We start from the raw sequence: 24,789 nt of genomic DNA on the forward strand, positions 1-24,789 counted from the left end.
GATATCATAGATTGGGCCGCTCAGACGTAGGTATCTTGGCGCAAGCAATGGGCCCGTGAGGCTTTGAGATTTCGGATTCGGAGAGAAGGGATGCTTGATATCAACAAAATGGCAAATGCGGAAATTTTATTGTCGCATGCCAAGTTTTATCAAAGGCCACGTAGTTTCAAAAACATTCTGGAAAATGGTCAACGTGTCGAGTTACTGAACGTACTTTCTTGGCTTTCCTTCGTTCATGGTCAAGAAAATATTTTTCGGCAATGGGCGCTTGCAGCACTCTGCAAGTCTGAGGCTCAACGCAAGCAATATGCAAATCTCTGTATTTTTTCACGACTTCAGTGCTGGCGGCTTTGGAGTGTTATTTTTAGCGAATGGGATGGAAGTGCCAGCATTCACGGGCATCGCCCTGCACGCGAGATACTTCATGAAGCATTTACGCTGCTTAACGATCGAGGAGATGACACTAAGGACGACACTCTACATGCCTTGATTAAGGCATACGCGAGCAACAGTCGGGACAATAGAGTATCAAAGTTAAGACGCGCTCAGTACATATTCCTTGGCTCAGAATCTCTTGCGCCTTACATCAAGTTTTTTGAAAAAAATCTCGGCGTACCCTTGAAGATGTATGTCAACGTTATCTATTATCTCATAGATTACTGGCATAACTTGGGTTCTAGCAGGCAATCGCCGCCAAGCATTAACGAATGGGCTATTTCCGCTGAGTGGCTCAGCAATCGTACCAATACCTCCGTTGATCAGATAAAGTCTATCCTGAAGGAAATTTCCTTCTCTGCTGATCAGGGGCGAGCCTTTGCAGAGTCCACTATTCATCAACCGAACGAGTTCTTGCTGTACCGAGAAACCCCTCTGTTTGAAATTAGTGATGGACGCTATGTACCTGTGGAAGGAAAGCTTTTAGAGGAACTACTTTTCGAAAACCTCCTCTATCGAATTCACAAAGCAAATGGCGAGGAACGTGAGTTTCTATCGCTCTTCGGCCTTGAGTTCGAGAAATACGCTCAGGAATATGCATTTATCTTCATGAAAAACCTGCCACAGTATGAGGTCATTGAAGAGTTTGTGTTTGGAGACAAGAAAAATAAGATTTTATCCCCCGATGTTATTATCTCAGTTCCAGGCAAGTCAGCCTTGGCTGTTTTTGAGATGAAATCAGCAAGACCACTCTATAATAGCCTTTCCACAGAAAACAACCAAGAGGCCGTAGACAAAAGCGTTGACAAGCTGTACGTAACACCTTTAAAGCAAGCATTCAAGGCCGTGCAAAATATTTTGAAGCACGAAGCTCACCCGTCGTTTAGCGTCGACTCACGCTATACCATTGTGAGTGTTACCATGAATAATTACCCGATGAACTTTATGGAGTTCAACGTCGAGGATGGTCATGGCAATAATCTTGCCCCTGGACTGCACTCTTTTGACATTGAGACTTTCGAAGTCTTAATGCACGCTTCACGTTATTCAGGGCAACACAACATTCTTGATATGCTTTTAGAATGCTATAGAAGGCGCTACGAAATGTCCGCCAAAACAGTTATCAAGCGTCTAATTGATCAAATGTACAAGCAAGGACTTCGAACTGACAACGTCTACAATAAAATCCAGAATGAAGCCCTTGAAAGACACCGTTCATACTTCCAAGGCTTCGCAATGTGAGGGAGAGGGACCCACGGTTGCCTGGGATTGTATAGGCGGCGGGCCCCGCAAAAACTATAGACGAAACCCCGGGCTGGACGCATGCGCCATCAGATCTATGAGCAATTCTATGTTTGTGTAAGCGTCCGCTTTTGGCCGGATAGTGACCACCAGCCATTGTGACTGATCCACCCTTGTCCTCCCCTCACCTGGAGGACGAGTCATGAACTCTATTGCTAGATACCGACATCAGCCTTGGAACAAGGGAAAGCTTGTCGGGCAGAAAGCTCCGCTTCGAGTCAGAGATATCTGGGCAATCCGCGTAAGACTTCAGCTTGCTGAGAAGACGCGTGATTTGGCGCTCTTCAACTTGGCCATCGATAGCAAGCTGCGTGCCTGTGACTTAACCAAGCTGCGAGTCCGCGACATCGCCCATGGGGAGCATGTGTCGTCACGGGCCATCGTGATGCAGCAGAAAACTCAGCATCCAGTGCAATTTGAAATCACTGAGCAAACCCGAACGGTTCTGGAGGCTTGGATGAATCAGGCGCGTCTTCACAGCGACGACTTCTTGTTCCCGAGCCGGTTGCACGCCTCAGACCATCTTTCCACTAGGCAATACGCTCGAATAGTCAAAGCGTGGGTGACAACCATTGGCCTTGACCCAACCATGTACGGTACCCACACGCTACGGAGAACCAAGGCCTCGTTGATCTATCGCAGGACGAAGAACCTGAGAGCCGTACAACTCCTGCTTGGTCATACGAAGCTTGAAAGCACTGTTAGATACCTGGGCATCGAGGTCGATGATGCCTTGGAAATGGCGGAGCAGACGGAAGTCTGACCATTCACTGCGACGGTCGATTCTAGACCGTCGCTATCCGTCCCATAGCCGCCAATCAATTGTGTCTACAAAATCGGGGGGCATTCAAATCAGAGGGCAGTCTTGCGCTGAGTAATTTATGACTGGCGTATCCTCAAAATGGAATCTGTGATGGCTTGAACGTTAGTGTCCAGCGTTTCCATGGCCGACATCGCATTAGCGGCGACACTTCCTACCCCATTTTCTGAGAGCCACTTGGTTATTTCTTCTATAGCTGCACTTAAGGCGTGCTGGTTGTGGAGGAGCAATGTCAGAGCGTCCGCCGTGGCGATCTTGCAGTCTGAGTTATCTGGCATGGCGGTCGCCCTTGAGGAATGATGCCGGAAGCCTAGCTTATCTCGTCTTTGGCTAAGACTGGCCGACAGGTGCCCGCCATGATAGGCGGCAGATGGACAGATGCTGACGCTCGCCAGTATCAGCTGCTGGCCTTTGTCACTTCAGGTCAGACCCAACGACGCTTTACTACAGAGTCCGGCCATCCTGATAGAATCGATCAGGTTATAGATAACGCCCTTCTGAGAAATGGTATGAATACGGAATTGATGGAAGATGAGATGCGCCGGGCGCTATTCGGTGATTCTGAGCCCTCTGCGCCGGTAATTAACTCAGACGTGCAGGCCACAGTCCCGGATGTTGTGATCGTGCAACCGGTGAAGGCAGCGAAGAAAAAGGCAGTCTCAAAAGGCTTCACTCCTAGGTTGAGAGTTACGCTCCGTGTGGGAAACGAATTTGAAGGAGAGATGCACGAGATGGTGCATGAGGCCGATACGCTGAGCTCCCTAGTTGCAGAACAAGAAGCTACGAAGATGGCCAGAAAAAAATTCAGGTTTGTGGAAGTAGTCTCGGTCAAATCGATGTAAGTGGATACTCTCACTTTTCGCCCGCTGGGCATTAAGCCGCATTCACTTACCGCGGGTCACCCAACAGATTCGTGTCGATTGAAGCCTCAAATATTAGGGGCGTTAGTCGTATCCCGGACTGGATTTAACACCATCACTCCATCCCACTCTCAATGTTTAACTGGTCGCCAACCCCAAGCCACATATCTGAGGGTGGCGACAGGCAAAAATCGACCCAAAGCTGCCGGTTATGGAATTTCTCAGATGCTCAGAAGCAATCTGCAAATAGCCGCCTTCGGCCAACAGCAGTCCAACATCCAGCAAGGAATGCGCATGAATTGCTACTCCGTAACTTTAAGGCGGATTTGTGCACCATCTGGTAAATCGTCGATTTCCTTGGCAAGGTAGCCTGAAATTGCCACCTGTTCGTGAAGTGAGATTGTCGCCAGATTGCTCTCTTCATACTGCCCACCCAACACGGCAGGGATTTTCAGGCAATACTTGTACCCTGGGCGAAGCAGGCCAAGTCTATCCCTTGCCTGTTTGACCAATGTTTCCATGTACCAATCATGCAAAAAATCCTGGTTCTGAGAGAGGGCGTCAAGCTCCGCGCGATCATTTGCGACACGATTGCAGTACAGATCTTCAGGACACAGGCGCCAATAGCTACCCGCTACATCTTTGATGATGAGGTTGCCAAAATCATTATCGCCAACTACTTCTGCAGGTTTGATCCCGGCCCAACCCCACGCTTTTTCAATTTCTTCAATCAATTCCATAGATGCCTCACTATCCTTGCGTTTTCCAATGCCACTGTTATTACTCTTTTTGTTGCATATCATCCAGAGCGGGTGATGGTTGCTTTCTGCCTATCGCGATGGGCAGAAAACGACCCATTGCAGTCAGTCGGAGAAGATGGTGCAAAGGGTACGGTCGCATTTGGGGGCAGAGCAGACCTCTTAGAGATCTGCTGTCGAAGCCGGTGTGTGAGCCGACTACGAAGTGGATGGATCTCAATTAATCTTGGGCGCTTAATCATGACGATTAGTAGAAGTCATAGTAAATAGCCCATGTGCCAGTGGTGTTATTTTTCCAGAACATCAGGCTTCCGCCGTCCACCACATTCAAGTTTATTTTTGGGTCTGACGATATCTGGAACACGAACTCAAAATCATCACCCGGGTCAACGCCAGACTGGCAGAATGAGGGGTATCCACCGATCTTGTGTTCGTATGTGTGAGTCATAAGATCGTAATAGCTCTGTATCTCACCTGTCCGCTCAAGCCTGAGTATTTCGGCTTCAATGTTCGCCGGTATTCCGCCTCTATCCCATAGAGGAAAGTCCTCTGCCACCAATTCAGCCTTCAAGGGAAAGGGCTTGATGTACGAGCCCGCTACCGACAGCTCCTTACGGATAAGCACATCGTCAGCCCCATACTCTCTGATAAGCCAGTTGTTACCCATCGGCTCGAACTGCTCTGGAAAGGGATCAGAAACGAACAGTGTAAGTGTACGAACCCCTTTAAGAACCGGGCTGTTAAATGGCAGGCTTGGTAGGTGAAACTGTGCATACGGATGCAGCTCATCTCCGGCTTTGTTTCTTGGTATGACTTCATCTGGCCGGAAAAGAATTACTTTTCCAAGCCAGTTTTCCTCAGTCTCTTTGGTAGGTCGAAATCCGCCAGCGACGAATTTTGTGGCCGGCCTGGCCAAGCGTTGTCTGATCTCTTGAATTTCCATACTGACGCGAAGCTCCATTGCTCAAGAGTTGGGTAAGAGGGGGAAGTGAATGTTGCCTTCTTTTTTCGCGGAGTACACGCACGAGTCTTTCACTTTGACCAGGTGTGCCAATGACTGCTTTTGGCTGTGGATTCAACCGGTCGATGTAACACAACTAAATTCTGTGTAAGCAGAAGGAGTGTTGCGTCGACCGGTTGAATCCACAGCCGAGAGCTGCCCTTCCTTACAGGCAGAATTCAACCCATAGCCGCCACTCAAGGATTTCACCGCCGACTACTCTAAAGCCAAGTCAGATTTCAACTGTGCACGGTCAGACATCGAGCGTTACTTCAGCCTCTGGGAAACCGATATGACAAATCCTCAAAATAAAGCCGAACCCGACGAGGATTTAGCTAGGTTGATTATGGGGAAAGGTCCCTACACCTATCTATTACTGCTCTTGCTAGGGTTGATCCTTCTGTTTCCCTTTCTTGAGGAAGGTATATTTGCTCGTACCTTGCTCGGCATTCTTTTTTCGATCGTGCTGCTCGTGGGGGCTTTCGCCGCCAGGCAGACTCGGCGGGGGTTCATTCTCAAACTGGGCCTGGCGTTGCTTGGAGTTGGCCTTCAATGGACGGCGTTGTGGGCTGGGAGTATCGCGATTCTTAGCCTTGCCGGGATAGCGTATACGGCGTCTCTTGCCGTTTCGTTTAGCGGAGTGCTTCTCTACATTCTCAAGCGGGGGCCAATTACAGCGGGCAAGCTGCATGGCGCGCTGGCGGGTTACATCATGCTGGCTTTCGTTTGGTCCTTCGTTTATGCCCTGGTGGAGATATACAGCGCTGGCTCATTCGGTCCTGTCCCCCTCGACTTCGCACAGCCTGGCACGTTTTTCAAATTAATCTATTTCAGCCTCACGACGCTCACAACCACCGGTTACGGAGATGTTATTCCGTTGACCAATCACGCCCGCTCACTGGTAATGGTCGAAGAGTTTTCAGGCGTCTTTTACGTTGGTGTTGTGATCGCTCGTTTTGCCGGTCTTTATCCATCGAATCAGGCTAAGTGACGGACGACCGATTGCTGATGGCCCGGCGACCGGGCTTTTCTGTTTTCAGATCAAAAGATCGCAGCCTTCGGCAGCTCCTACGGTAGGGAATTCCTGCGTTGGCTTTAGCAGGCAATTCGCAGGTCACCGGGCCGCAGTCACTCAGGCAACCCAGCCAGCCGCAACCCATCGGCAAACCGCGCAAGATCCTCAGGACGCTGGATTGGCAGCCAGTCTTTCAGGTTGGAGACGCGCAAGGACGGATCCAGCTCGTGCAAACGCTGCATCGCTTGCTTCGCTTTGTCCATGCGTCCGCTGAGTGCATGACTGGCCGCCATCAGGGCAACCGATGCCAGGAGGCAGGGCAGATTACCCAGCGCTTTTTCCGCCCAGGCGGAAGCGGGATCGAAGCGTCCGGCGAAGAAGTGTGCGAGTGCCATTCCAACCTGCATTCTGAACATTTCCGGATCCAGCGGACTCAGGCGAACGGCATGGGTTAAATCCGCAATGGCGGCGTCGGTTTCACCGCGCAGTGCGCGCAGGATTCCGCCCAGGTACCAGGCGGGGGCGAGGTTGGGGTTGAGCAGGCGTGCCCTGTCGAGCAGGGCAATGCCACCATCAATATCGCCGGCGAGATGGCCGAGTGCATGTCCGCCTCGCGTCAGCGCCACCGCATCGTCCCGGCCGAGCGCCACCGCCAAACGCGCAAGTCGTGCGCCCTCGGCGATCTCTTGAGTCCGATCGGTCATCCAGCCATTCAACTTGCGCCAGAAGTGGCACCAGGCTGCCATGCCATAGGCCGAGGCGAACTCCGGATCGAGCTCGATGGCCTTGTAGAACAACGGCAGCGCTTCCTCGATGGCTTCGCGGGTGCCGTTGTGCAGTTTCGGCATTCCACGCAGGTAATAGTCGTAGGCGTCCAGGCTTTCCGTCGGTTTGCGCTTGGCGCGCTCGATTTCCGCCCGTTCCAGCTGCGGCGCTATGGCGCCGACGACGCTTTCGGCGATTTGATCCTGCAGCTCGAAGATGTCGTGGAGCATGCCTTCGAAGCGCTCCGCCCAGATATGCGTCCCGGTTGTCGCGTCAATCAGTTGCCCGGTGATGCGTACCTTGTTCCCGGACTTGCGCACGCTACCTTCCAGCACGTAGCGCACGCCGAGCGTCTGGCCGACGCCCTGGACGTCCACGTCCCGACCCTTGTAGGTGAGGCTTGAAGTGTGTGCGATGACGAACAGCCAGCGGATACGCGACAGGGCGGTGATGATGTCCTCCACCATGCCGTCGGCGAAATACTCCTGCTCCGGATCGCCGCTCAGGTTGTGGAAGGGCAGGACAGTAATGGAGGGTTTGTCCGGCAGGACGAGCGTGGGCGCAGGCGTTTGCTTCAGGTCCACGGGCGTGGGTTCTTCGATGTCAGGCTGTCGCGTTTCCCCGACCTCATCCACCCTGATCTCGCCGACGAAGCGGTATCCCTTACGGGCAACCGTACGCACCAGACGCTGCTCTTCGCCGGTATCGCCGATGGCCTTGCGCACCGCATTGATGTGGCTGGTGATGGTCGATTCCGAGACGATCCGGCCGCTCCACACGGCCTTGAGCAGGTCGTCCTTGCTCATGACGCGATCGCGGTTGCTGACGAGTTGCAGCAATAGATCGAAGACCTGCGGCCCGACAGCCACGACTTGCCCGCGCAAGGTCAGTTCCCGGCGCTGCTGATCGAGCACGTAGTCTTCAAACACGAATTGCAAGGTGAGGATCCCCTGGTCGAGCGCCCTCGACTCCGTGTCTGAGCTGGCGGTGGGTAAGTGGTATCGATAATACGGCAGCGCCTGACCCGCTGCACCGTTTGCGGCAAGGTAGACCCGTCGAATAACTGTTTTTCTGGACGAAAAACCAAGCTTCCTTGAAGGCAAAATCAAGGCCGGTACAAGGACGTTCCTGACGCGCGCTGGCACTCTCGATCTACGTCGACAGCAATGGTTGCAGTCGAGAAGCGGAGAGAAACCATGAAGATCGTCGTCATTGGAGGCACCGGCCTCATCGGATCGAAACTTGTGCAGAACCTCCGCGAGCGCGGCCATGACGTGCTCGCAGCCGCCCCTAGCACGGGCGTGAATAGCATCACCCGCGAGGGCCTGGCCCAGGCGATGGATGGCGCCGATATTGTCGTCGACGTGGCGAACGCGCCTTCGTGGGAAGACCAGGCCGTTCTCGAGTTCTTCGAAACGTCGAGCCGTAACCTGCTGGCTGCCGAGGCGGCCGCTGGCGTTCGCCATCACGTTGCCCTGTCGATCGTCGGCAGTGAACGGCTGCCCGAGAATGGCTATTTCCGGGCCAAGGTCGCGCAGGAAAACCTGATCGAGGCGTCCGGCATTCCTTACACCATCCTGCGGGCTACGCAGTTCTTCGAGTTTGTCGGCGGCATTGCGCAGGCGGCCACCGTCGGCGAGGAGATTTGCCTGTCGCCGGCGCTGATCCAGCCGATGGCGTCCGACGACGTGGTGGCGGCGCTCACCGAGGTCACGCTGGCAGCGCCGGTCAATGGCACGGTCGAAGTCGCCGGTCCCGAGGCCATGCCGCTCGACGAACTGGTCAGGCGGTTCCTGCGGGCCACTCAGGACACGCGCAAGGTCGTGCCGGACGTGCATGCGCGCTACTTCGGTTCGGTACTCGACGATCAATCGCTGACCCCCGGCAAGAACCCACGCTTGGGCGCGATTCGCTTCGAGGACTGGCTCGCTCAGTCGACGGCTCGGTAACGGGCCGCGTGCTCACACCACCTACGCACCAAGGAGCATCGCCATGGTTACCCGATATCTCTTGGCCGCTGCCTTCGCCGCGCTGTCGATCAGCGCAGCGTCGGCCGCCGAGCCGCCCGCAGGCAAGGTAACGGTCGTATTCGACCGGCCCATTCCCAACATCCCTGGCAAGAGCATGAAGGGCGTGCTGGTCGAGTATGGGCCGGGCGCCGCGTCGCCGTCCCACACCCATCCGAAAACGGCTTTCATTTATGCAACGGTCCTGGAGGGCTCGTTTCGCATCAAAGTCAAAGGCGAGCCGGAAAAGATCTACAACGTCGGCGAAAACTTCGTAGAGGAGCCGGGCTCCGTGCACGAAGTCAGCGCTAACGCCAGCGACACGAAACCTGCACGCCTGCTGGCCGTGTTCGTCCTCGACAGCAACGAAAAGGTGCTCGTCACACTCATCAAAAAGTGAGCCGATCAACGCGCTCATCGACGCTCGACAGCCGGGCGGCAGGTCACTGCCGTCCTGCGGTTGTTGCAGGTCCTTGGCATTGAACAGGAAACAAGAACATGAATTCGCTTCAGGACAAGGCCGCCATTGCCACCGGCGCAAGCGCCGAGATCCCTGTCGTGGTGGCGCGGCAAAGCAAGAGAAAAATGATCGGCATCTTGCTGTGCATCGGCGCCGTGGTGGTCGTGGCCGGCGGATGGGCCATGGCGTTTTCGAGCGGTTCGACCTCCACCGATAACGCTTATGTGCGCGGCGACCTCACCTCGCTCGCCGCCAAGGTTGCTGGCTATGTCACGGCGGTAGAGGTCGAGGACAACCAGACCGTCCGGGCGGGTGACGTCCTGTTCCGGATTGACGATCGGGACTATCGCGCACGGCTTGCGCAGGCAGTGGCCAATGTCAGCGCTGCCCAGGCTCGCCTGACCCACGTCGATGCCGAAACCCAGCTTCAGCGTGCCCTGATTCGACAGGCCGAAGCCCAGCGACGCTCGGCCGCCGCCGAGATGAATCTGGCGACCAAGACCCATGATCGCAGCCAAAAACTGATCGTCAGCCACGCGGTCAGCCAGGCCCTGGTCGATGAAACCGGCACGGCACGCTCCAGAGCCGAGGCGACGGTATCGGCAGCTTCGGCAACGGTCGAGGCTCAACAGCAACGCATCACCGTCCTCGTGGCCCAGCGAGAAGCTGCCGTTGCTGCTGTGGCGCAGGCCCAGGCCGCGCGCGATCTGGCCCAGATCGATCTCGACAGCACCGTGGTACACGCGCCTGTTGATGGCGTTATCGGTAACCGTCAGGTCCGTGTCGGCCGGTTCGTTACGCCGGGAGGGGCCTTGCTCGATATCGTGCCGGTCAATGATGTGTGGGTCGTGGCGAATTTCAAGGAAACCCAGCTCGAACATATCCGCCCCGGTCAGCGCGTGCGCATCACGGTCGACGGCTATCCCGACGGGGCACTTGAAGGCGTGGTCGACAGCTTTGCACCGGGTAGCGGATCGGCGTTCAGCTTGCTGCCCACAGACAACGCAACAGGAAATTTTGTGCGCGTCGTGCAGCGGGTTCCGGTAAAAATCCGGCTTGCCCACAACCCGTTGCCGGGTCGCATCGTCCCTGGCCTGTCCGCGCGTGTCGAGGTTGCGCAAGGGGACGGCTCATGAACACGGTTGCCAGCGCCACGCGGAGCAACGCCAGCGCTACGAGCGGTGTCCTGCTCATGGCGGGCATCGTGCTTGCCACGCTAACAGAGGCGATCGCCAGCACCGTTCTGTCGCTCGGACGCAGCGACATCATTGGCGACACCTATGCAACGCCTGATGAGTTTGCCTGGCTAGATATCGGCTACATCGCGCTCAAGCTGATCGGGTTCATGACCGCCCCTTGGCTGATGAACCGTTTCGCTGCGCGTCATGTGATCATCAGCTCAACCCTGGTCATGGGCCTGGCGTGTGGCATTGCCGCCATCACCGCTCGGCTGGATCTGCTGGTTGCACTTCGAGTTATCCAGGGCTTCGCGGGTGGCACTCTGCTGGTCGGGGGCCAGGCGATCATCTTTCGCGCTTTTCCGCGGTCCCATCAACCCATCCTTCAAGCGCTGTTTGCCATGGGCTCCGTTGTCGCGCCCGCGACGCTTGCCCCGGCGCTTCAAGGGTGGTTGATCGATAGCCAATCCTGGACATGGATCTTCTTCAGTGTTGTCCCGATTGCCTTGGCGGCTAGCGGACTTGTGCTGATCGCAGGCGGCCCAATGCCCGCCAAGGCCCGGCAGCGTCCGTTTGACTGGATTGGCTTCTCGCTGATCTCTACCACCCTGTTGTGTTTCACCTACGTCCTCAGCCAGGGCAGCCGATGGGACTGGTTCGAGGAACCTCGCATCCTGTGGCTAACCGTGATTGGCGTAGCGGCTTTGCTGGCATTTCTCGGCCAACAAGTGTTGGCCAAAGGGCAGGGACTGTTCGACTTTACCCTGTTCAAAACGAGCGATTTTTCTTTCGCCTTTATCGTCAGTTTTGTCGCCGGCGCCGCCTTGTTCGGCAGCGCGTTCCTGATTCCGGCGTTCGCCCTGTCGGTCCTCGGGTTCACGCCTACCGATGCCGGTCAGCTGCTGTTGCCCAGTGGCGCGTTTTTTGTCGGCGCGCTCCTCATATCTGCCTATCTGATGCAGGCCCACCGCGTTGCGCCATTCGCCACCGTGCCCTTTGGAATCCTGATGATTATGGTAGCGATGTGGATGCTGTCCGGTTCGACCAGCGAAAGCGGCGCGGACGACATGATGGCGGCTATCCTGTTGCGCGGGTTGGGGCTTGGCTTCCTGTTTCTATCGATCACGCTGATCGCTTTCAGCCACCTCAACAGCCGAAACCTCGCTGGCGGAATAGGCCTTTTCAATACGGGGCGCCAGTTGGGTGGCCTTATTGGGGTCGCAGGGCTCCAGACACTGATCGACCATAACGTCGTCACCAATGCCGTGGTCCTCGGCGCCAACGTCACCCCAGGCGGCGCCGCGCTCATCGAGCGGATGACGAACACGACAGCCATGCTGGCCGTGAAAGGAATGGATGCAGCGGCCGCTGGCCGGGCAGCGACGAGCCTTCTGGGCCGGTTGGTGACAAGTCAGTCCACGGTGATTGCCTTCGACACAGCGTTCGTCGCCGTGGCCCTGCTTTTTGTAATTGCCGCCCCCATTCTGGTCGGCATCAAGATCGGATTCGCGCGGTACGAGAAAGTGCGCGCTTCACGAGCAGTCGCGTGAGACAGCCCACCGGCCAAGGACCAACTACACTTTCTCCAGCCAGTCTGGGCAACCGTCCGGGGGCACACTCCAGGAGGAATCATGACAGGGAAAAATGTCTCCAGCCCCGAACCAGCGGGCACAAAAACCAACGTGCTATTGAACCCGCCTGACATAGGTGCTCTCGCAGAGATATCCATCACCGACCCCGACAAAACGCACCCTGCGTGGATCAAGGAGCAGTTTCCTGAGTACGTGGACCCGCATGCAGGGCATGAAGCCAGGACGGTTCGCGAGATTAACCACAAAGGGCATGTTGTGCGGATCGTGACCACCTACCAGGTGGAGGTTGATGGGGCTCCGGTCCAGGCGCATCTGTTTGTGGACGATGCGGGCCAGGTCCATACGCACGCCACCCCATTCGTCACTTACGGATCGGCTCTCGACTTGATGACCGCCGTGATCGATGCCTATCCAGAATCCTTCGCCAAGGGCGATGGCGACGGGGGAGAGCACCCAGACCACCCCGTCCACCATGAGCACGGAGCACATCATGATCAGGTCTAATGCGGTCAAAGATATCCCGGCGCTTAAGAAATACGTCGAAGGGGTAAAGCGGCTCAAGGATCCCGCGCAGAATCCCTGGCCCGGGCAGGCCAACCTGTCGATTTATGACTCCTTCGTGGCCTGGCACCACCGGGCCATGATGATTTCAACGCCGGCCGGGCAGATGGCCAGGAACGCCGCGCATGGCGGGCCATCCTTCTTGCCGTGGCATCGCTACTTCCTCGTGCGCCTGGAAACCTTGCTTCGCAAAGCGATAAACGACCCACACTTTCGAGTCCCGTACTGGGATTGGAACACTGACGCGGAACTTCAGGACCCGAGGACTTCACTCATCTGGTCCGATGAGTACCTGGGGCAGTTCGTGAATGGGAAGTGGCGGGTGCGATTGACGGGTAATGGCCGCACCATGGACCTGGACGGGGTAAACCGCCCCCTGGTGCGTTATTTGGGCGGCGGTGGGTCGCTGCCCAGCCGAGCCAATGTGCGCAAGGTCATCCATGAAAACACGGTGTATGACAAAGCGCCCTACAACGCGGCGCAGTCCACCGGTGGTGCGCGCAACAGTATCGAGGGATGGGCGGGCGAAGAACGCATTCATAACAACGTCCATGTGTGGGTCGGTGGTGATATGGGATTGTCGTCTTCGCCGAATGATCCAGTGTTCTTTCTGCATCATTGCAACGTCGACCGGCTCTGGGCTGCATGGCAAGCGAAGCATCCCGCCGCCGCATACGTACCTGCGGGAAATGCCCCGGATACGCTCAAGTTCCATCGGATTGATGACCCGATGTACAGCCCTTTCCCGGAAAAGGTGACACCTCGAGATGTCTTGAATTACAGCCAGTATTACAAGTACGACACCTTGAGTGACTTGCTTTAGCATCGAGCGGGCCAAGGCTCCTGCGGAGATGGCGTACCCCAGGGGTGTATGAGGTCGGCGTAGGAGCTGGCGAAGCCTGCGATCTTTTGATTTTCATCTACGGGGCGGGGATTGTTCGGGGCGGCGTTGGGCTGATCCGTATTTTTCTAGCCTATCTGCATCTGTAATGCACCCAGCCTCCGGCTCACAATGACGGCACGGTCAGCAGTTGTGGTAGCCGCTGCACCGCAAACTCATTACGTAGGAGGCCCCATGGGCAAGATGGCATTTTTCCTGGGTGGATTTCTGGTGTTGACCATTTTGATTGGTGCGCTTGCCACTATTTCTCCGGTGTAAGGAGAGGTGAGTTGCTCATATTTCAGCGAGTTGCTCTGCAAAAAGCCCCGTCTCATTTTTAGGTGAGGTGGGGCTTTTTCTTTTTGAAGATCAAGCGCGGCCCGAGCCTGAAATGACTGCTCCTGGCGTAAAAATACAACTACGCCGAAAAGCCCTGTATCGAATTATTATTTCGTTGTACGTTGAGTCCGCGGGCGGCCTTGATCTGAAAGACGTCCCCTAGCCACAACACTCGCAAGGAATGCAGATGATCGATGGTCCCGCCGTTTTGACAGTCTTTTTGGTTTACCTGGCCGGTGTCGTTATTCCAGGGCCAAATTTCGTTGCAGTAGTCCACAAAGCGGTGGCGGCTACGCGGTCAGAAGCTTTGGCCTTGGTAGCAGGCATCGTATTGGTCAATTTATTCTGGGCTACCTGTGCAATCGCAGGAATCGGCGTTGTATTCGCTGCGTTCCCTTGGGCGGCGCTGATCGTAAAAGTTCTGGGGGCAGCCTATCTGATGTGGTTTGGATTCGGACTGCTGCTCAAGGCCGGGAAGAGCGCGCTTGCCCCCTGTGATAATGCTGTCGTCGGTAACTTGCGGCAGTCATTCATTCAGGGGGTCGTTACAAACATTGGCAACCCGAAATCCATGGCCTTCTATGCCGCTATTTTCTCAGCGGCAGCCCCCGCCCACGTTTCACCAGGCACGTTTTTGTCGATGCTGGCGGTCGTAGTGGTGGTTTCGATGACTTGGTATGGAGTGGTCGCAATCGCTCTTTCGCAACCTGAGATCGCTTCAGCGTATCGACGGAGGAAAAAAGCTATTGATCGACTGTGCGGCGGTTTGATTTTGTCTCTGGGGATCCGTCAGCTGGTTCAATAAGTCCACGATTGGGTATCTATCCTGGCCGATAGAACAGCAAAAAGCACAACGCCTCCACACAGGGAGGCGTTGCGGGTTTTCGGCAGTACTGCTCGCGTTACTTGAGATCAAACCGATCCAGATTCATCACCTTGACCCAAGCCGCAACGAAGTCTTTCACAAACTTCTCCTTCGCATCGTCGCAGGCATAGACCTCAGCCAATGCCCTCAACTGCGCATTCGAGCCAAACACCAAATCAACACGCGTACCCGTCCATTTAAGGTCGCCGGTTTTCCGATCGCGTCCTTCAAACTCTTCATTGGCCTGCGACACCGGTTTCCATTCCACGCTCATATCGAGCAGGTTTTTGAAGAAGTCGTTGGTCAACGCTTCCGGCTGCTTTGTGAACACCCCGTGCTGGGTTTGTCCGACGTTGGTGTTCAGCACCCGCAGGCCACCGATGAGCGCGGTCATTTCTGGCGCGGTGAGTGTCAGCAGTTGCGCCTTGTCGATCAGTAAGGCCTCGGCCGGTACGCTGTAGCGGGTTTTGAGGTAGTTACGGAAACCATCGGCGACGGGTTCGAGGAACCCGAAGGACTCGACGTCCGTTTGCTCTTGCGAGGCGTCCATCCGGCCCGGTGTGAAAGGCACCGTCACGGTCTGGCCGGCATTTTTCGCCGCTTGTTCGACGCCGACACAACCGGCCAGAACGATCAGGTCTGCCAGCGAGATTTTCTTGCCGCCGCTGTTGAACTCGTTCTGGATGCTCTCGAGCTTCGCCAGTACGCTCGCCAGTTGCTCAGGCTGGTTGGCCTGCCAGAATTTCTGCGGGGCCAGACGCAGGCGCCCGCCGTTGGCGCCGCCGCGTTTGTCGGAGCCGCGGAAGGTGGAGGCTGCCGCCCAGGCAGTCGACACCAGTTGCGAGACCGACAGGCCGCAGGACTGGAGCTTGCCTTTGAGTGCAGCGACGTCGCTGTCGTTGACCAGGGCATGGTCGACCTTCGGAATGGGGTCTTGCCACAGGAGTTCTTCGTTGGGCATTTCCGGGCCGAGGTAGCGGGAGAGGGGGCCCATGTCGCGGTGTAGCAGCTTGAACCAGGCGCGGGCGAACGCGTCGGCCAACTGATCGGGGTTCGCCAGGAAGCGCCGTGAAATCGGCTCATAGATCGGGTCGAATCGCAGGGACAGGTCCGTGGTCAGCATGGTCGGGTTACGCCGCTTCGACGGGTCGTGAGCATCTGGAATGATGCCCGCGCCAGCACCGCCTTTCGCTGTCCACTGGTTGGCACCCGCCGGGCTCTTGGTCAGTTCCCACTCGAAGCCGAACAGGTTTTCCAGGTAGTTGTTGCTCCACTGGGTGGGCGTGGTGGTCCAGGTCACTTCCAGGCCGCTGGTGATGGTGTCGCCGCCCTTGCCGCTGCCGAAGGTGCTCTTCCAGCCCAGGCCTTGAGCTTCGAGGCCAGCAGCTTCGGGCTCGGCACCGACGTTGTCGGCAGGGCCGGCACCGTGGGTCTTGCCGAAGGCGTGGCCACCGGCGATCAGTGCCACGGTTTCTTCGTCATTCATCGCCATGCGCCCGAAGGTCTCGCGGATGTCCACCGCAGCAGCGACCGGGTCCGGATTGCCTTCCGGGCCTTCCGGGTTGACGTAGATCAGGCCCATTTGCACCGCGGCGAGCGGGTTTTCCAGGTTGCGTCCTCCTTCGGTACGGCTGTCCTCATTTTCCCCCGGCTCAGCAACGAGTGGGCCTTCGCCGGGTTCTTGCATGGGTTCCTTTTTGTCTTTTTCGTAGCGGGTGTCGCCGCCCAGCCACTTGTTTTCCGAGCCCCAATAGACGGACTCATCCGGTTCCCAAACGTCTGGCCGCCCGCCGGAAAAACCGAAGGTCTTGAAGCCCATGGATTCCAGCGCGACGTTACCAGTGAGGACGATCAGGTCGGCCCAGGAGATGTTGCGACCATACTTTTGCTTGATCGGCCAAAGCAGCCGGCGCGCCTTGTCGAGGCTGACGTTGTCCGGCCAACTGTTGAGCGGTGCGAAGCGCTGCTGACCGGAGCCGGCACCGCCACGACCGTCACCGACGCGGTACGTGCCGGCGGCGTGCCAGGACATGCGAATAAACAGCGGCCCATAGTGACCGAAGTCCGCAGGCCACCAGTCTTGCGAATCGGTCATCAGCGCGTGCAGGTCTTGCTTGAGCGCCTGAAAGTCCAGATTTTTGAACGCTTCGGCGTAGTTGTAGCCTTCGTCCGTGGGGTCGGACAGCCGCGAATTCTGGTGCAGGATCTTCAGGTTCAGTTGGTTCGGCCACCAATCGCGGTTCGTCGTACCACCGCCCGCGGCGGCGTGATTGAACGGGCATTTCGATTCATTTGCCATGTGTGCACTACCTTTGGTCGTATTCATCCGGCTATCCGGCCCGGGGTGGGCGTTAAATAGCGACGAGTGAAATCAATGACATAGGCTGCAGCCGTTCGATCAACCGATCGTTGTGGTCACACGGGAAATCTGGATAGCAGCAATCGAGTTGCCTGTACGGTGGCCCACGGCAAGCCTAGTACGCTTCTGACTCATTCGTGTTTTTTATCAAGTCTCAACCGGCCGGCTCACGCCAGCGCTCCAGTAAGGTTAGACGCCTATAAAGCAGTCAGCTAATAGGTGGAGTATTGGGGGGTGATAGGCATTTTCTTTTATCTGGCCCGTCGCAATCGTTTCCAGAGCATGAATTTTCGGTGAGTGTTTTGGCCTCTTCGCGGGCAAGCCTCGCTCCTACAGACTGTGTGAGAGCGAGGCTTGCCCGCGAAGACGGCAGCCCAGACACAGCCGCTCTCGGCTCAACCCAAATTCCATTATTCGCCAAACGGTATCGTATGATGAGCCCCTTCCATCGACGCCCACCCAAGGACCCTTACCCGATGTCTTTAAGCAAACGCGATCAGGCCCATATCGAACGTCGCCTGGTCGCCACCCTGACCGAGGCGTGTGAAACCGCCAAAGCGGAAATAGTCGGGTTCTGCTGGCTGACCCACGAGATCGACTACGCAGTCTTTCCTTCCAGCCTGCGGGTGATCTGGGTGTTCGATACGCAGGCCAACAAGGCTCAGGCGCTGGCGAGCGGGCAGGGCGAGCGCATGGTCGAACTGACGGCCGTGGCATTAAGTGAAGCGGATGTTCTCGTCAGCCCGGTAGCGGCCCATGTGCAGTTCGATTCTGAAGAACAATGTCAGCGCACCCATGCCGGCAACTGGCAGCAACGCCTGGCGCCCAAGCGCTCGACGCGGGGTTGAAACGTGGCCAAGGATATCGAAAATCCGTGTATTTCCATTTGCCAGCTGAGTGGTGAGCTGTGTGTCAGTTGTGGCCGCACCAAGGACGACATCAGAAAATGGAAGCGTATGAAGCGTCCGGAAAAAATGGCGGCGGCGCAACGCGCGAGTTTGCGGTTGAAGGGGCTGCAGAAGAGGAAGGTTTGAGGGCAATGCCAGTTGGGTCGAATGCGACCCTGTAGCAGCAGGCTTCGCCAGCTGCTACAGGGGGGCTAGCAAGCAGCGCAGCGATTTCACTCGTTACCCCCCAAGATTGATTTCACGGATCAAATCATCGACGGCGGCGAGCATGAACCCGATTGTTGTTTCATCGACGAATTTGCCGTCCTCGATCTTTTGAGTGACGTGGGGAATGACGATTTGCGGGCGGGAGATCACCCTGGAAAGAGTGGCCGATAACGTCTCTCGGAGTTGAGACTGGGCGCGCACCCCGCCGAGCACGCCGGGTGACGAAGTCATGATCAGCACGGGTTTGTTTTTCAGGGGTGAATCGAAGCCGGGACGGGAAGCCCAATCCAGCGCATTTTTCAAAACGCCAGAGGTGCCGTAGTTGTATTCGGGCGAGCAGATGATCAAACCATCGGCATGTGTAATGGCCTCTTTCAGAGCGGCCACCGATGCTGGCAGCGCCTCTGCTTCGAGATCACTGTTGTACAACGGGATATCGTTCAGAGTGAAGAGACTCATCTCTGCCTGATCACCCAATCGCGAGGCAAGTGCCTTGAGTACCGCCGTATTCGTTGACTGTGAACGCAGGCTGCCGGAGATACCGAGCAGACGATGAACGAGCGTGTCCATAAAAATCCTTAACCCGGAGAAATAAAAAAAGGGGGGCTACAACTTGATGTCAGTCAGTTAAGGACTTGAACACCGCAGCCCCTGTGGGAGCGAGCCTGCTCGCGATAGCGGCGGGTCAGTCAACATTGATGCTGAATGTACCGCCATCATCGCGAGCAGGCTCGCTCCCACAAGTTTGCGCACTGACAGGCATTAGGGTTACCCATCAGGTTTTCTCTGGACGCGACGTACCAATCATCACAAAAAGTGCTCGGGCAACCCGGTCACTTTTGTTGCGCCATGCGTGCCGGGTGCCATTCTGGATCACGATCTCGCCTGCTTTTACCAGACGACTCTCACCGTTATCCAGCTCCAGCCACATTTCACCCTCCAGAATGATTCCGTAATCGATAGTGGGGGTGGTGTGCATGCCCGGATTATCCGCTTCAAAGCTTTCGAACAAGCCAGGCAATGCGGCGCCCAGTTCCTCATAGACCCGGACGCCATCGACGGGGTTCTGCATGACGGTGTCAGGCGGAAAATCATACATGGCGATACTTGTGCCTCCCTGAGGAGGAATCAGCGATGCGTAATCCAGCGTGGGATCGCGTTCCTGTTCAAGGAGCGCAGGATTGGCGGGAGTGGTCCACAGCTGTGCCATCGCGTGCCCCGGGATTGAGGCAAAGGATTGCGCCCTTGGGGCATAGTCGTCTGAAACGAACACGGAATTCCCTTGTTCGTCGTGGCCGGTCACGATTCTTCTTATCTTCATTCTGGATTACTCAAAGAGGCAGCGAGGGAGGGGGAACCGCTCCGCTCGCTGTGTTTTATCAAGGACAGATCACGTAGTTGCTGAAGCCGCCGTGGCGGTTTTCGATACCGGTGATCGCGTTGTTGACGTCTTCCAGACTGAAGGCCGTGTTTTCGAAGAATGAGAGATCCAGTACTCCCGATTCAACCATGTCAGCCATGTCCTGGCCTTGCCCTGTCGTGAACCAGGCCGAGCCGCTGATCTGGACATCGTTGTCCATGATCCAGTGAAGGTCGATGGGGACATCACCGGCGATGGCGCCGACGTTGACCAGGTGCCCGCCGCGGTTAAGGGATTTAAGCGCTTGAGTCAGGGTCTCGTGTGGTGCGCCGGGGCCCAGGGCATCAATGACGACATCGACACCTTCGCCGTGGGTGATTTCACTGACCCACTGGTTAGTCGGGACGGTACCGAGGGTGTGGATTTCGATCCGGCCCGGGGCCGCCAGGTCTTTTACCTTTTGGAACAGGTCCTGGTTCCTGGCGGTGCCGAGGATTTTACGAACGCCCATGGCCAGCGCCAGGGCGACAGCACCCAGGCCGAGTGTGCCGCTGATCCCGTTGATCAGCACGGTGCTGCCGGGACCGACGTTGGCCTTGATCAATGCTTTATAGGCGGTGCCCAGATAGCCCAGGCGTGCGGCGGTCTCGAAGCTGATGTTGTCGGGCAGTTTGACCAGGCTGTATTGCGGGGCAGGGATGTACTCGCACAGACCGCCGTAAGGGTAGTCTTCGAACATGCGCGGGCTTTTGGCGGTGAACCCGAAGTAACCGTTGAAGGTATAGGCGCTGCAGGCAATGGTGTTGCCCGCGCGGCAGGCCCGGCATGAGCCGCAGTGCCGACCCGGGTTCACATAAACCCGGTCACCGACCTTGAAGTCATAGACCTGGGCGCCGACGGCTTCGACGACCCCGGCAGGGTCAAGTCCGAAAATGGCAGGCAGCTTGGGCAAAGGGCTCTGCGGGAACCATTTGACCCAGTTGGTCAGAATGTTGTGAAGGTTCGGGACGATCCCGCACGCCTTGACCTTGACCAGCACCTCGGTCGGGCGAATTTCGGGCACGGGCACTTGCTCGATGACCATGGGTTTACCGCCTTCATACAGACGTGCGGCGCGCATAGTTTTTGTAGTCATGATCTTCTCCAACACACATATTGTTTTTGTAGTGGTACGTAACCCTGGAGCACGCTTTAAACCCTGAACCTTAACGCAGCCCGTCTTCGCCCTTCACATCGGCGGCAGCCAGACCGCCCAGCCGTGCATGAATCCGGCCTCCGGTGGCCATCGCCAGACCAAAAGCGATTTCGCCGCGACGGGGCCCGTCCCATACCGTCATTTCAGCCACACCGAAGTGGCTGCGAACATAGGCCGCCTGGATATGCCCGAGCGGGATCATCACCCGGCAACCGGGGCCGCCGATGGTTTTGCCCGCCGGAACAATCGCCTTCGGATTGCCGAGCGCTTCACGCATTGCCCAGCCACCGGCTTCGTGCCAGACCGCGCCGTGTTCCAGTTCACCGTCTTCACCGACGATTGCACCTTTGCCATAGGCCTGCACGTGTTGGGCACCGCCCAGCGCGTGGATCAGTCGCTCGGACAGCTCTGCGCCGAGCCCCCTCAATTCCTGCATGAACGGCAGCAGGTCTTCTACATATTTACCCGCGTAGGGGTTGGCGACCACGGCGGTGGCGACCGCGATCCTCAGTGGGACCGACGAGCGAGGCCCGCCTTCGTGGAACACTTCTTCGATGTCCAGTTTTACCTTACGAACCATCACAAGCGACATGCCTAACCTCCAGAACCGTGAGCTTTATGCAGCTCGTTATTTTTTTAAACCGGCCTTTTGCATTATGCATTTAATGATGTATGGTGCAAGAAATTAGTTTTTGTGCATAAAAAACAGGAGAAGAACATGAAGCTGATTTCGTACCGTAAAGAAGGAAAGGCCCATTTCGGCGCCGTGTCGGGTGACGGGGTCGTTGAGCTGACCCGTCGTTTTGCGCAGGTTCCGGATCTCGCATCCTTTCTGGCCAATCCGTTGTTAGTACAGGAGGCGCGTAAAGTCGTAGAGACTGTCCAGCCCGATTACCCGTTTTCAAGCATTCAACTGGAGTCGGTCATACCCAATCCCGGCAAGGTGATTTGTGTGGGGATCAACTATGTGGCGCACGCCGAAGAGGCGGGCCGAAAGGTTGGGGAATTCCCGGTGATTTTCCAGCGTTTTGCCGAAACCCTGCTTCCCCACGGCGAGCCGCTGGTGAGGCCTCAGGTGTCAGAGCAATTTGACTTCGAAGCCGAGCTGGCCGTGGTGATCGGGAAGGGCGGCGCGCACATCGATCCTGCCGATGCAATGGATCACGTCGCGGGTTACACCTGCTTCAACGATGCCAGTGTTCGCGATTGGCAGTTCCATACGCACCAGTACGGCATGGGCAAGACCTTCAGAAAAACCGGCGCGTTGGGCCCATGGGTCATTCCAGCGTCGGAAATTCCCGATTACCGTAAGCTGGTGGTACGGGGTGTACTCAATGGCGAGCAATTGCAGGAAGGCAGCCTTTCAGAATTGGCATTCGACATTCCGCATTTGATTTCGTATGTGTCGAAAGCGCTTCCATGGAACCCGGGCGACATTCTGGCAACCGGTACGCCGAGCGGGATCGGCTTCAAGAGAAATCCACCGATTTTCCTGAAACCCGGTGATGTATTCGAAGTGGTCATCACCGAGATCGGGACGCTATCGAACGGCGTGATTGACGAAGCCTAAGCGTTGTCCTCTACACAATCATAAAAACCGGAGGTTCCAAATGCCCGCCTTACCGACCATCAATTTCACCCACACCGGCGTGTTTTGCGCAGACCTCGATCGTATGGTCGATTTCTACTGCCGCACCTTGGGCTTTATCGTCAGCGACAAGGGCGTGGCCTCGACCGGTCATCGTCTGTTCTTCATGACGCAGAACCCGGAACTGCATCACCAGGTCGTGCTGTTTGACGGCAAACCTGTTGACCTGCCATTCAACCCGATCAATCAATTGTCGTTTCTGCTCAATTCCCTGGACGACTTGAAGACTTACTACCAATTCGCCAAAAAAAGCGGCATCGAAGGGGTTGTCCAGGTGGATCACGGGAACGCCTGGTCGATCTACTTCAAAGATCCTGAAGGCAACCCCATCGAAATGTATGTCGATGCGCCTTTCTACACCGCTCAACCCTGCAAGGAGCCGCTTGATCTCGAACTGCCGACCGAGGTCATCCTGGCCCAGACCGAAGCCATGTGTAAGCGCCGTCCCGGTTTCCAGACGCGAGAGCAGTGGATGGATTCCATTCGGGCGAAGATCGCCGAGCAGCGGGTTCGAATCGGCTGATGGTTGTTGAGGTCTGGTTGATGGGCGTGCACAAGCCCGTTCATCAACCAGAAGTCACACGGGATAAAAACAAAAAGCGGAGTAGACGATGGACTACGATGTCATCATTGTTGGAATGGGTCCGGTGGGTGCTCTGTGCGCAAATCTGGCCGGCATGTGGGGGCTGAATGCGCTCGTCGTAGACAAGTCCGAAACGGTGTACACCAATCCCCGGGCCATGGGTTTTGACCATGAAGTGATGCGTGTCTTCGGCAATATTGGCTTGGCCAATGAGATCGCCGAGCATGTCATGCCTTATCGTCCCTCGGAGTACCGAACCACCGGTTCCCGGCTGATCAAGCGCATCGATGCGGCCAAGCCGCCCTTTGCGCTGGGGTGGGCGCCTAACTACGTGTTCTCGCAACCACCGGTCGAGCGTGCACTGCGCAGCAAAATTGCCGACTTGAAGTCCGTCACCGTTGAGCTCGGTTCAGAAGTGCTGTCGGTCGACTCCAGCGGTTCCCAGGCGCAGGTGCGCATTCAAGCCAAAGACGGGATTGAGCGCACGGTCACAGCTGATTATGTATTGGCGTGCGATGGCGGAACCAGCCCGATCCGTACCCGTCTGGGGCTGAAAATGGAGGACCTCGCGTTCGACGAGCCGTGGCTGGTGGTCGACGTGATCCTCAACGAAGGGGCGGGCGAGCATCTGCCGAAGACCAACGTGCAGTTTTGCGAGCTGGCCAGGCCGTGCACGTTTGTCGTCGGCCCCGGTAGGCATCGTCGCTGGGAATTCATGATCAATCCTGATGAACAGCCTTCGGAAATCTCACAGCCTGAAGCGATCAAGAAACTGATCGCTCGTTGGTTGCCGGAGGGTGACTACCAGCTATGGCGCGCCTCTGCGTATAGATTCCACGCGCTGATTCTGGAGCAGTGGAAAGCCGACCGAGTGTTCTTCCTCGGGGACGCGGCCCATATGACGCCGCCGTTCCTGGCACAAGGCATGTGTCAGGGGATCCGCGATGCGCTGAACCTGGTCTGGAAGCTTGCACTGGTGAAAGGAGGGCTGGCAGCTCCCGCGTTTCTGAACACCTACCAGACCGAGCGAATTCCCCATGTCCGCCAAACCACGATGGCGGCCAAGGAATTTGGTGGGGTGATCTGCGAGCGCGATAGCGAGAAAGCCGCGATTCGGGATGCGCGGTTGATCCAGCAGATGACGGAGAACCCTGACGGGATCATCAGGCAATCGCTGATTCCCGGTTTGTCTCAAGGCTTTGTCGCGCAAGTCGCGCCGGCCGGTGAGCTGTTTCCTCAGCCAATGGTCATCAACCATGCCGGCAAGCAGGCGCTTCTCGATGAATTTACCGGCCAGTCTTTTCGCGTGGTCATAGCGCCCGGGTTCGACGCCAGCGCTTTGTTGAGGTGTCTGCACAGCAGTCAATCGCTTAAAGGCTTGCCTATCCATGTCGTGCGGTTGGTCAGCGCTCAACAGCCAGGGACGCGCACTGCCGATGATTATCAGGAGGTCGATGGCGTACTGGCGCAATGGCTTGAACGTCGAGGCTGCAATGTGGTGATCGTGCGGCCGGATCACTACGTGTATGGCGGGGCGGTCACGGTGGCCTGGGCGATGGAGTTGCTTGAGGGAATGGAGCTTGCGCTGTGGTGCAAGGAGCCGGAACAGGCTGCGCAGGTTCATGGCGGTACGTGCGATACGACGATCAGGTTTGCGCAGGCGCTAAGCCAGTAACAGGAATAGCCCTTCGCT

At 56.7% G+C, this 24,789-nt stretch carries 25 protein-coding genes; 16 read left to right on the forward strand and 9 right to left on the reverse strand.

The features are described 5' to 3' along the window. Positions 1–90: 90 nt before the first annotated feature. Together PMI30_RS04680 and PMI30_RS04675 are read left to right on the forward strand one after the other, a co-directional pair. The gene (locus tag PMI30_RS04680) at positions 91–1,677 is read left to right on the forward strand and encodes a hypothetical protein (protein ID WP_008013679.1); all 1,587 of its coding nucleotides are present in this window, start codon (positions 91–93) and stop codon (positions 1,675–1,677) included. 202 nt (positions 1,678–1,879) lie between these two features. Continuing rightward, entirely contained in the window at positions 1,880–2,500 is a 621-nt protein-coding gene (locus PMI30_RS04675; RefSeq protein ID WP_008013681.1) for a tyrosine-type recombinase/integrase, read from the forward strand. A 116-nt stretch (positions 2,501–2,616) separates the two neighbouring features. On the opposite strand, the gene PMI30_RS31845 is transcribed toward PMI30_RS04675, so the two are convergent. Continuing rightward, positions 2,617–2,835, reverse strand: coding sequence for a hypothetical protein (locus tag PMI30_RS31845; RefSeq protein ID WP_008013682.1), 219 nt, complete (start codon positions 2,833–2,835; stop codon positions 2,617–2,619). A 231-nt stretch (positions 2,836–3,066) separates the two neighbouring features. Between PMI30_RS31845 and PMI30_RS04665 the strand changes: the two genes are divergently transcribed. Continuing rightward, a complete protein-coding gene (locus PMI30_RS04665) occupies positions 3,067–3,399 on the forward strand; it encodes a hypothetical protein (protein ID WP_008013683.1) in 333 nt (110 codons plus the stop codon). A gap of 320 nt (positions 3,400–3,719) precedes the next feature. Here PMI30_RS04665 and PMI30_RS04660 read toward each other — a convergent pair whose 3' ends face one another. Together PMI30_RS04660 and PMI30_RS0129975 are read right to left on the reverse strand one after the other, a co-directional pair. Continuing rightward, entirely contained in the window at positions 3,720–4,157 is a 438-nt protein-coding gene (locus tag PMI30_RS04660) for a T6SS immunity protein Tdi1 domain-containing protein (RefSeq protein WP_008013684.1), read from the reverse strand. Between the two features lie 265 nt (positions 4,158–4,422). Then, positions 4,423–5,118 (reverse strand): DUF1963 domain-containing protein, encoded by a 696-nt coding sequence (locus PMI30_RS0129975; protein ID WP_032836147.1) that lies wholly within the window; start codon positions 5,116–5,118, stop codon positions 4,423–4,425. Between the two features lie 349 nt (positions 5,119–5,467). Between PMI30_RS0129975 and PMI30_RS04655 the strand changes: the two genes are divergently transcribed. Continuing rightward, a complete protein-coding gene (locus PMI30_RS04655; RefSeq protein ID WP_008013686.1) occupies positions 5,468–6,166 on the forward strand; it encodes an ion channel in 699 nt (232 codons plus the stop codon). Positions 6,167–6,303: 137 nt separating this feature from the next. Here PMI30_RS04655 and PMI30_RS04650 read toward each other — a convergent pair whose 3' ends face one another. Continuing rightward, a complete protein-coding gene (locus PMI30_RS04650) occupies positions 6,304–7,893 on the reverse strand; it encodes a winged helix-turn-helix domain-containing protein (RefSeq protein WP_008013687.1) in 1,590 nt (529 codons plus the stop codon). Between the two features lie 258 nt (positions 7,894–8,151). Between PMI30_RS04650 and PMI30_RS04645 the strand changes: the two genes are divergently transcribed. The 7 genes from PMI30_RS04645 (at position 8,152) to PMI30_RS04615 (ending at position 14,776) form a co-directional block, all read left to right on the forward strand. Beyond that, a complete protein-coding gene (locus tag PMI30_RS04645; RefSeq protein ID WP_008013688.1) occupies positions 8,152–8,904 on the forward strand; it encodes an SDR family oxidoreductase in 753 nt (250 codons plus the stop codon). 43 nt (positions 8,905–8,947) lie between these two features. Then, positions 8,948–9,361 (forward strand): cupin domain-containing protein, encoded by a 414-nt coding sequence (locus tag PMI30_RS04640; protein WP_008013689.1) that lies wholly within the window; start codon positions 8,948–8,950, stop codon positions 9,359–9,361. 98 nt (positions 9,362–9,459) lie between these two features. Further along, positions 9,460–10,557 (forward strand): HlyD family secretion protein, encoded by a 1,098-nt coding sequence (locus PMI30_RS04635; protein ID WP_008013690.1) that lies wholly within the window; start codon positions 9,460–9,462, stop codon positions 10,555–10,557. After that, positions 10,554–12,149 (forward strand): DHA2 family efflux MFS transporter permease subunit, encoded by a 1,596-nt coding sequence (locus PMI30_RS04630; RefSeq protein ID WP_008013691.1) that lies wholly within the window; start codon positions 10,554–10,556, stop codon positions 12,147–12,149. Before PMI30_RS04635 ends, PMI30_RS04630 begins: the two co-directional genes overlap by 4 nt. Before the next feature lie 81 nt (positions 12,150–12,230). Further along, positions 12,231–12,695, forward strand: a complete 465-nt coding sequence (locus PMI30_RS04625; RefSeq protein ID WP_008013693.1) for a hypothetical protein — start codon at positions 12,231–12,233, stop codon at positions 12,693–12,695. Continuing rightward, on the forward strand, positions 12,682–13,575 hold the full coding sequence (locus tag PMI30_RS04620; protein ID WP_008013694.1) for a tyrosinase family protein: 894 nt from the start codon (positions 12,682–12,684) through the stop codon (positions 13,573–13,575). Before PMI30_RS04625 ends, PMI30_RS04620 begins: the two co-directional genes overlap by 14 nt. Positions 13,576–14,158: 583 nt before the next feature. Further along, the gene (locus tag PMI30_RS04615) at positions 14,159–14,776 is read left to right on the forward strand and encodes a LysE family translocator (protein WP_008013696.1); all 618 of its coding nucleotides are present in this window, start codon (positions 14,159–14,161) and stop codon (positions 14,774–14,776) included. Between the two features lie 97 nt (positions 14,777–14,873). Here PMI30_RS04615 and katG read toward each other — a convergent pair whose 3' ends face one another. Then, complete coding sequence (katG, locus tag PMI30_RS04610; protein ID WP_008013698.1) at positions 14,874–17,162, reverse strand: catalase/peroxidase HPI; 2,289 nt, start codon at positions 17,160–17,162, stop codon at positions 14,874–14,876. Between the two features lie 509 nt (positions 17,163–17,671). Here katG and PMI30_RS04605 point away from each other — a divergent pair. Together PMI30_RS04605 and PMI30_RS30930 are read left to right on the forward strand one after the other, a co-directional pair. After that, a complete protein-coding gene (locus PMI30_RS04605; protein ID WP_008013700.1) occupies positions 17,672–18,043 on the forward strand; it encodes a hypothetical protein in 372 nt (123 codons plus the stop codon). 3 nt (positions 18,044–18,046) lie between these two features. After that, on the forward strand, positions 18,047–18,229 hold the full coding sequence (locus PMI30_RS30930; RefSeq protein ID WP_081499251.1) for a DUF1289 domain-containing protein: 183 nt from the start codon (positions 18,047–18,049) through the stop codon (positions 18,227–18,229). Between the two features lie 93 nt (positions 18,230–18,322). Here the strand turns inward: PMI30_RS30930 and PMI30_RS04600 are convergent, their stop codons facing one another. The 4 genes from PMI30_RS04600 to PMI30_RS04585 form a co-directional block, all read right to left on the reverse strand. Beyond that, positions 18,323–18,880 (reverse strand): NADPH-dependent FMN reductase, encoded by a 558-nt coding sequence (locus tag PMI30_RS04600; RefSeq protein WP_008013701.1) that lies wholly within the window; start codon positions 18,878–18,880, stop codon positions 18,323–18,325. A gap of 205 nt (positions 18,881–19,085) precedes the next feature. Further along, positions 19,086–19,631: a cupin domain-containing protein gene (locus PMI30_RS04595; RefSeq protein ID WP_008013704.1), complete on the reverse strand. Its 546-nt coding sequence runs from the start codon at positions 19,629–19,631 to the stop codon at positions 19,086–19,088. Between the two features lie 58 nt (positions 19,632–19,689). Then, positions 19,690–20,805, reverse strand: a complete 1,116-nt coding sequence (locus tag PMI30_RS04590; protein WP_008013705.1) for an alcohol dehydrogenase catalytic domain-containing protein — start codon at positions 20,803–20,805, stop codon at positions 19,690–19,692. A 70-nt stretch (positions 20,806–20,875) separates the two neighbouring features. Next, a complete protein-coding gene (locus PMI30_RS04585; protein WP_008013708.1) occupies positions 20,876–21,457 on the reverse strand; it encodes an amino acid synthesis family protein in 582 nt (193 codons plus the stop codon). A gap of 126 nt (positions 21,458–21,583) precedes the next feature. Between PMI30_RS04585 and PMI30_RS04580 the strand changes: the two genes are divergently transcribed. The 3 genes from PMI30_RS04580 (at position 21,584) to PMI30_RS04570 (ending at position 24,771) form a co-directional block, all read left to right on the forward strand. After that, a complete protein-coding gene (locus tag PMI30_RS04580; protein WP_007906489.1) occupies positions 21,584–22,435 on the forward strand; it encodes a fumarylacetoacetate hydrolase family protein in 852 nt (283 codons plus the stop codon). A 40-nt stretch (positions 22,436–22,475) separates the two neighbouring features. Continuing rightward, positions 22,476–23,036: a VOC family protein gene (locus PMI30_RS04575; RefSeq protein WP_008013710.1), complete on the forward strand. Its 561-nt coding sequence runs from the start codon at positions 22,476–22,478 to the stop codon at positions 23,034–23,036. An 88-nt stretch (positions 23,037–23,124) separates the two neighbouring features. Then, positions 23,125–24,771: a bifunctional 3-(3-hydroxy-phenyl)propionate/3-hydroxycinnamic acid hydroxylase gene (locus tag PMI30_RS04570; RefSeq protein ID WP_008013711.1), complete on the forward strand. Its 1,647-nt coding sequence runs from the start codon at positions 23,125–23,127 to the stop codon at positions 24,769–24,771. Positions 24,772–24,789: the final 18 nt, after the last annotated feature.

Source organism: Pseudomonas sp. GM50, assembly GCF_000282375.1.
Classification (GTDB): Bacteria; Pseudomonadota; Gammaproteobacteria; order Pseudomonadales; family Pseudomonadaceae; genus Aquipseudomonas.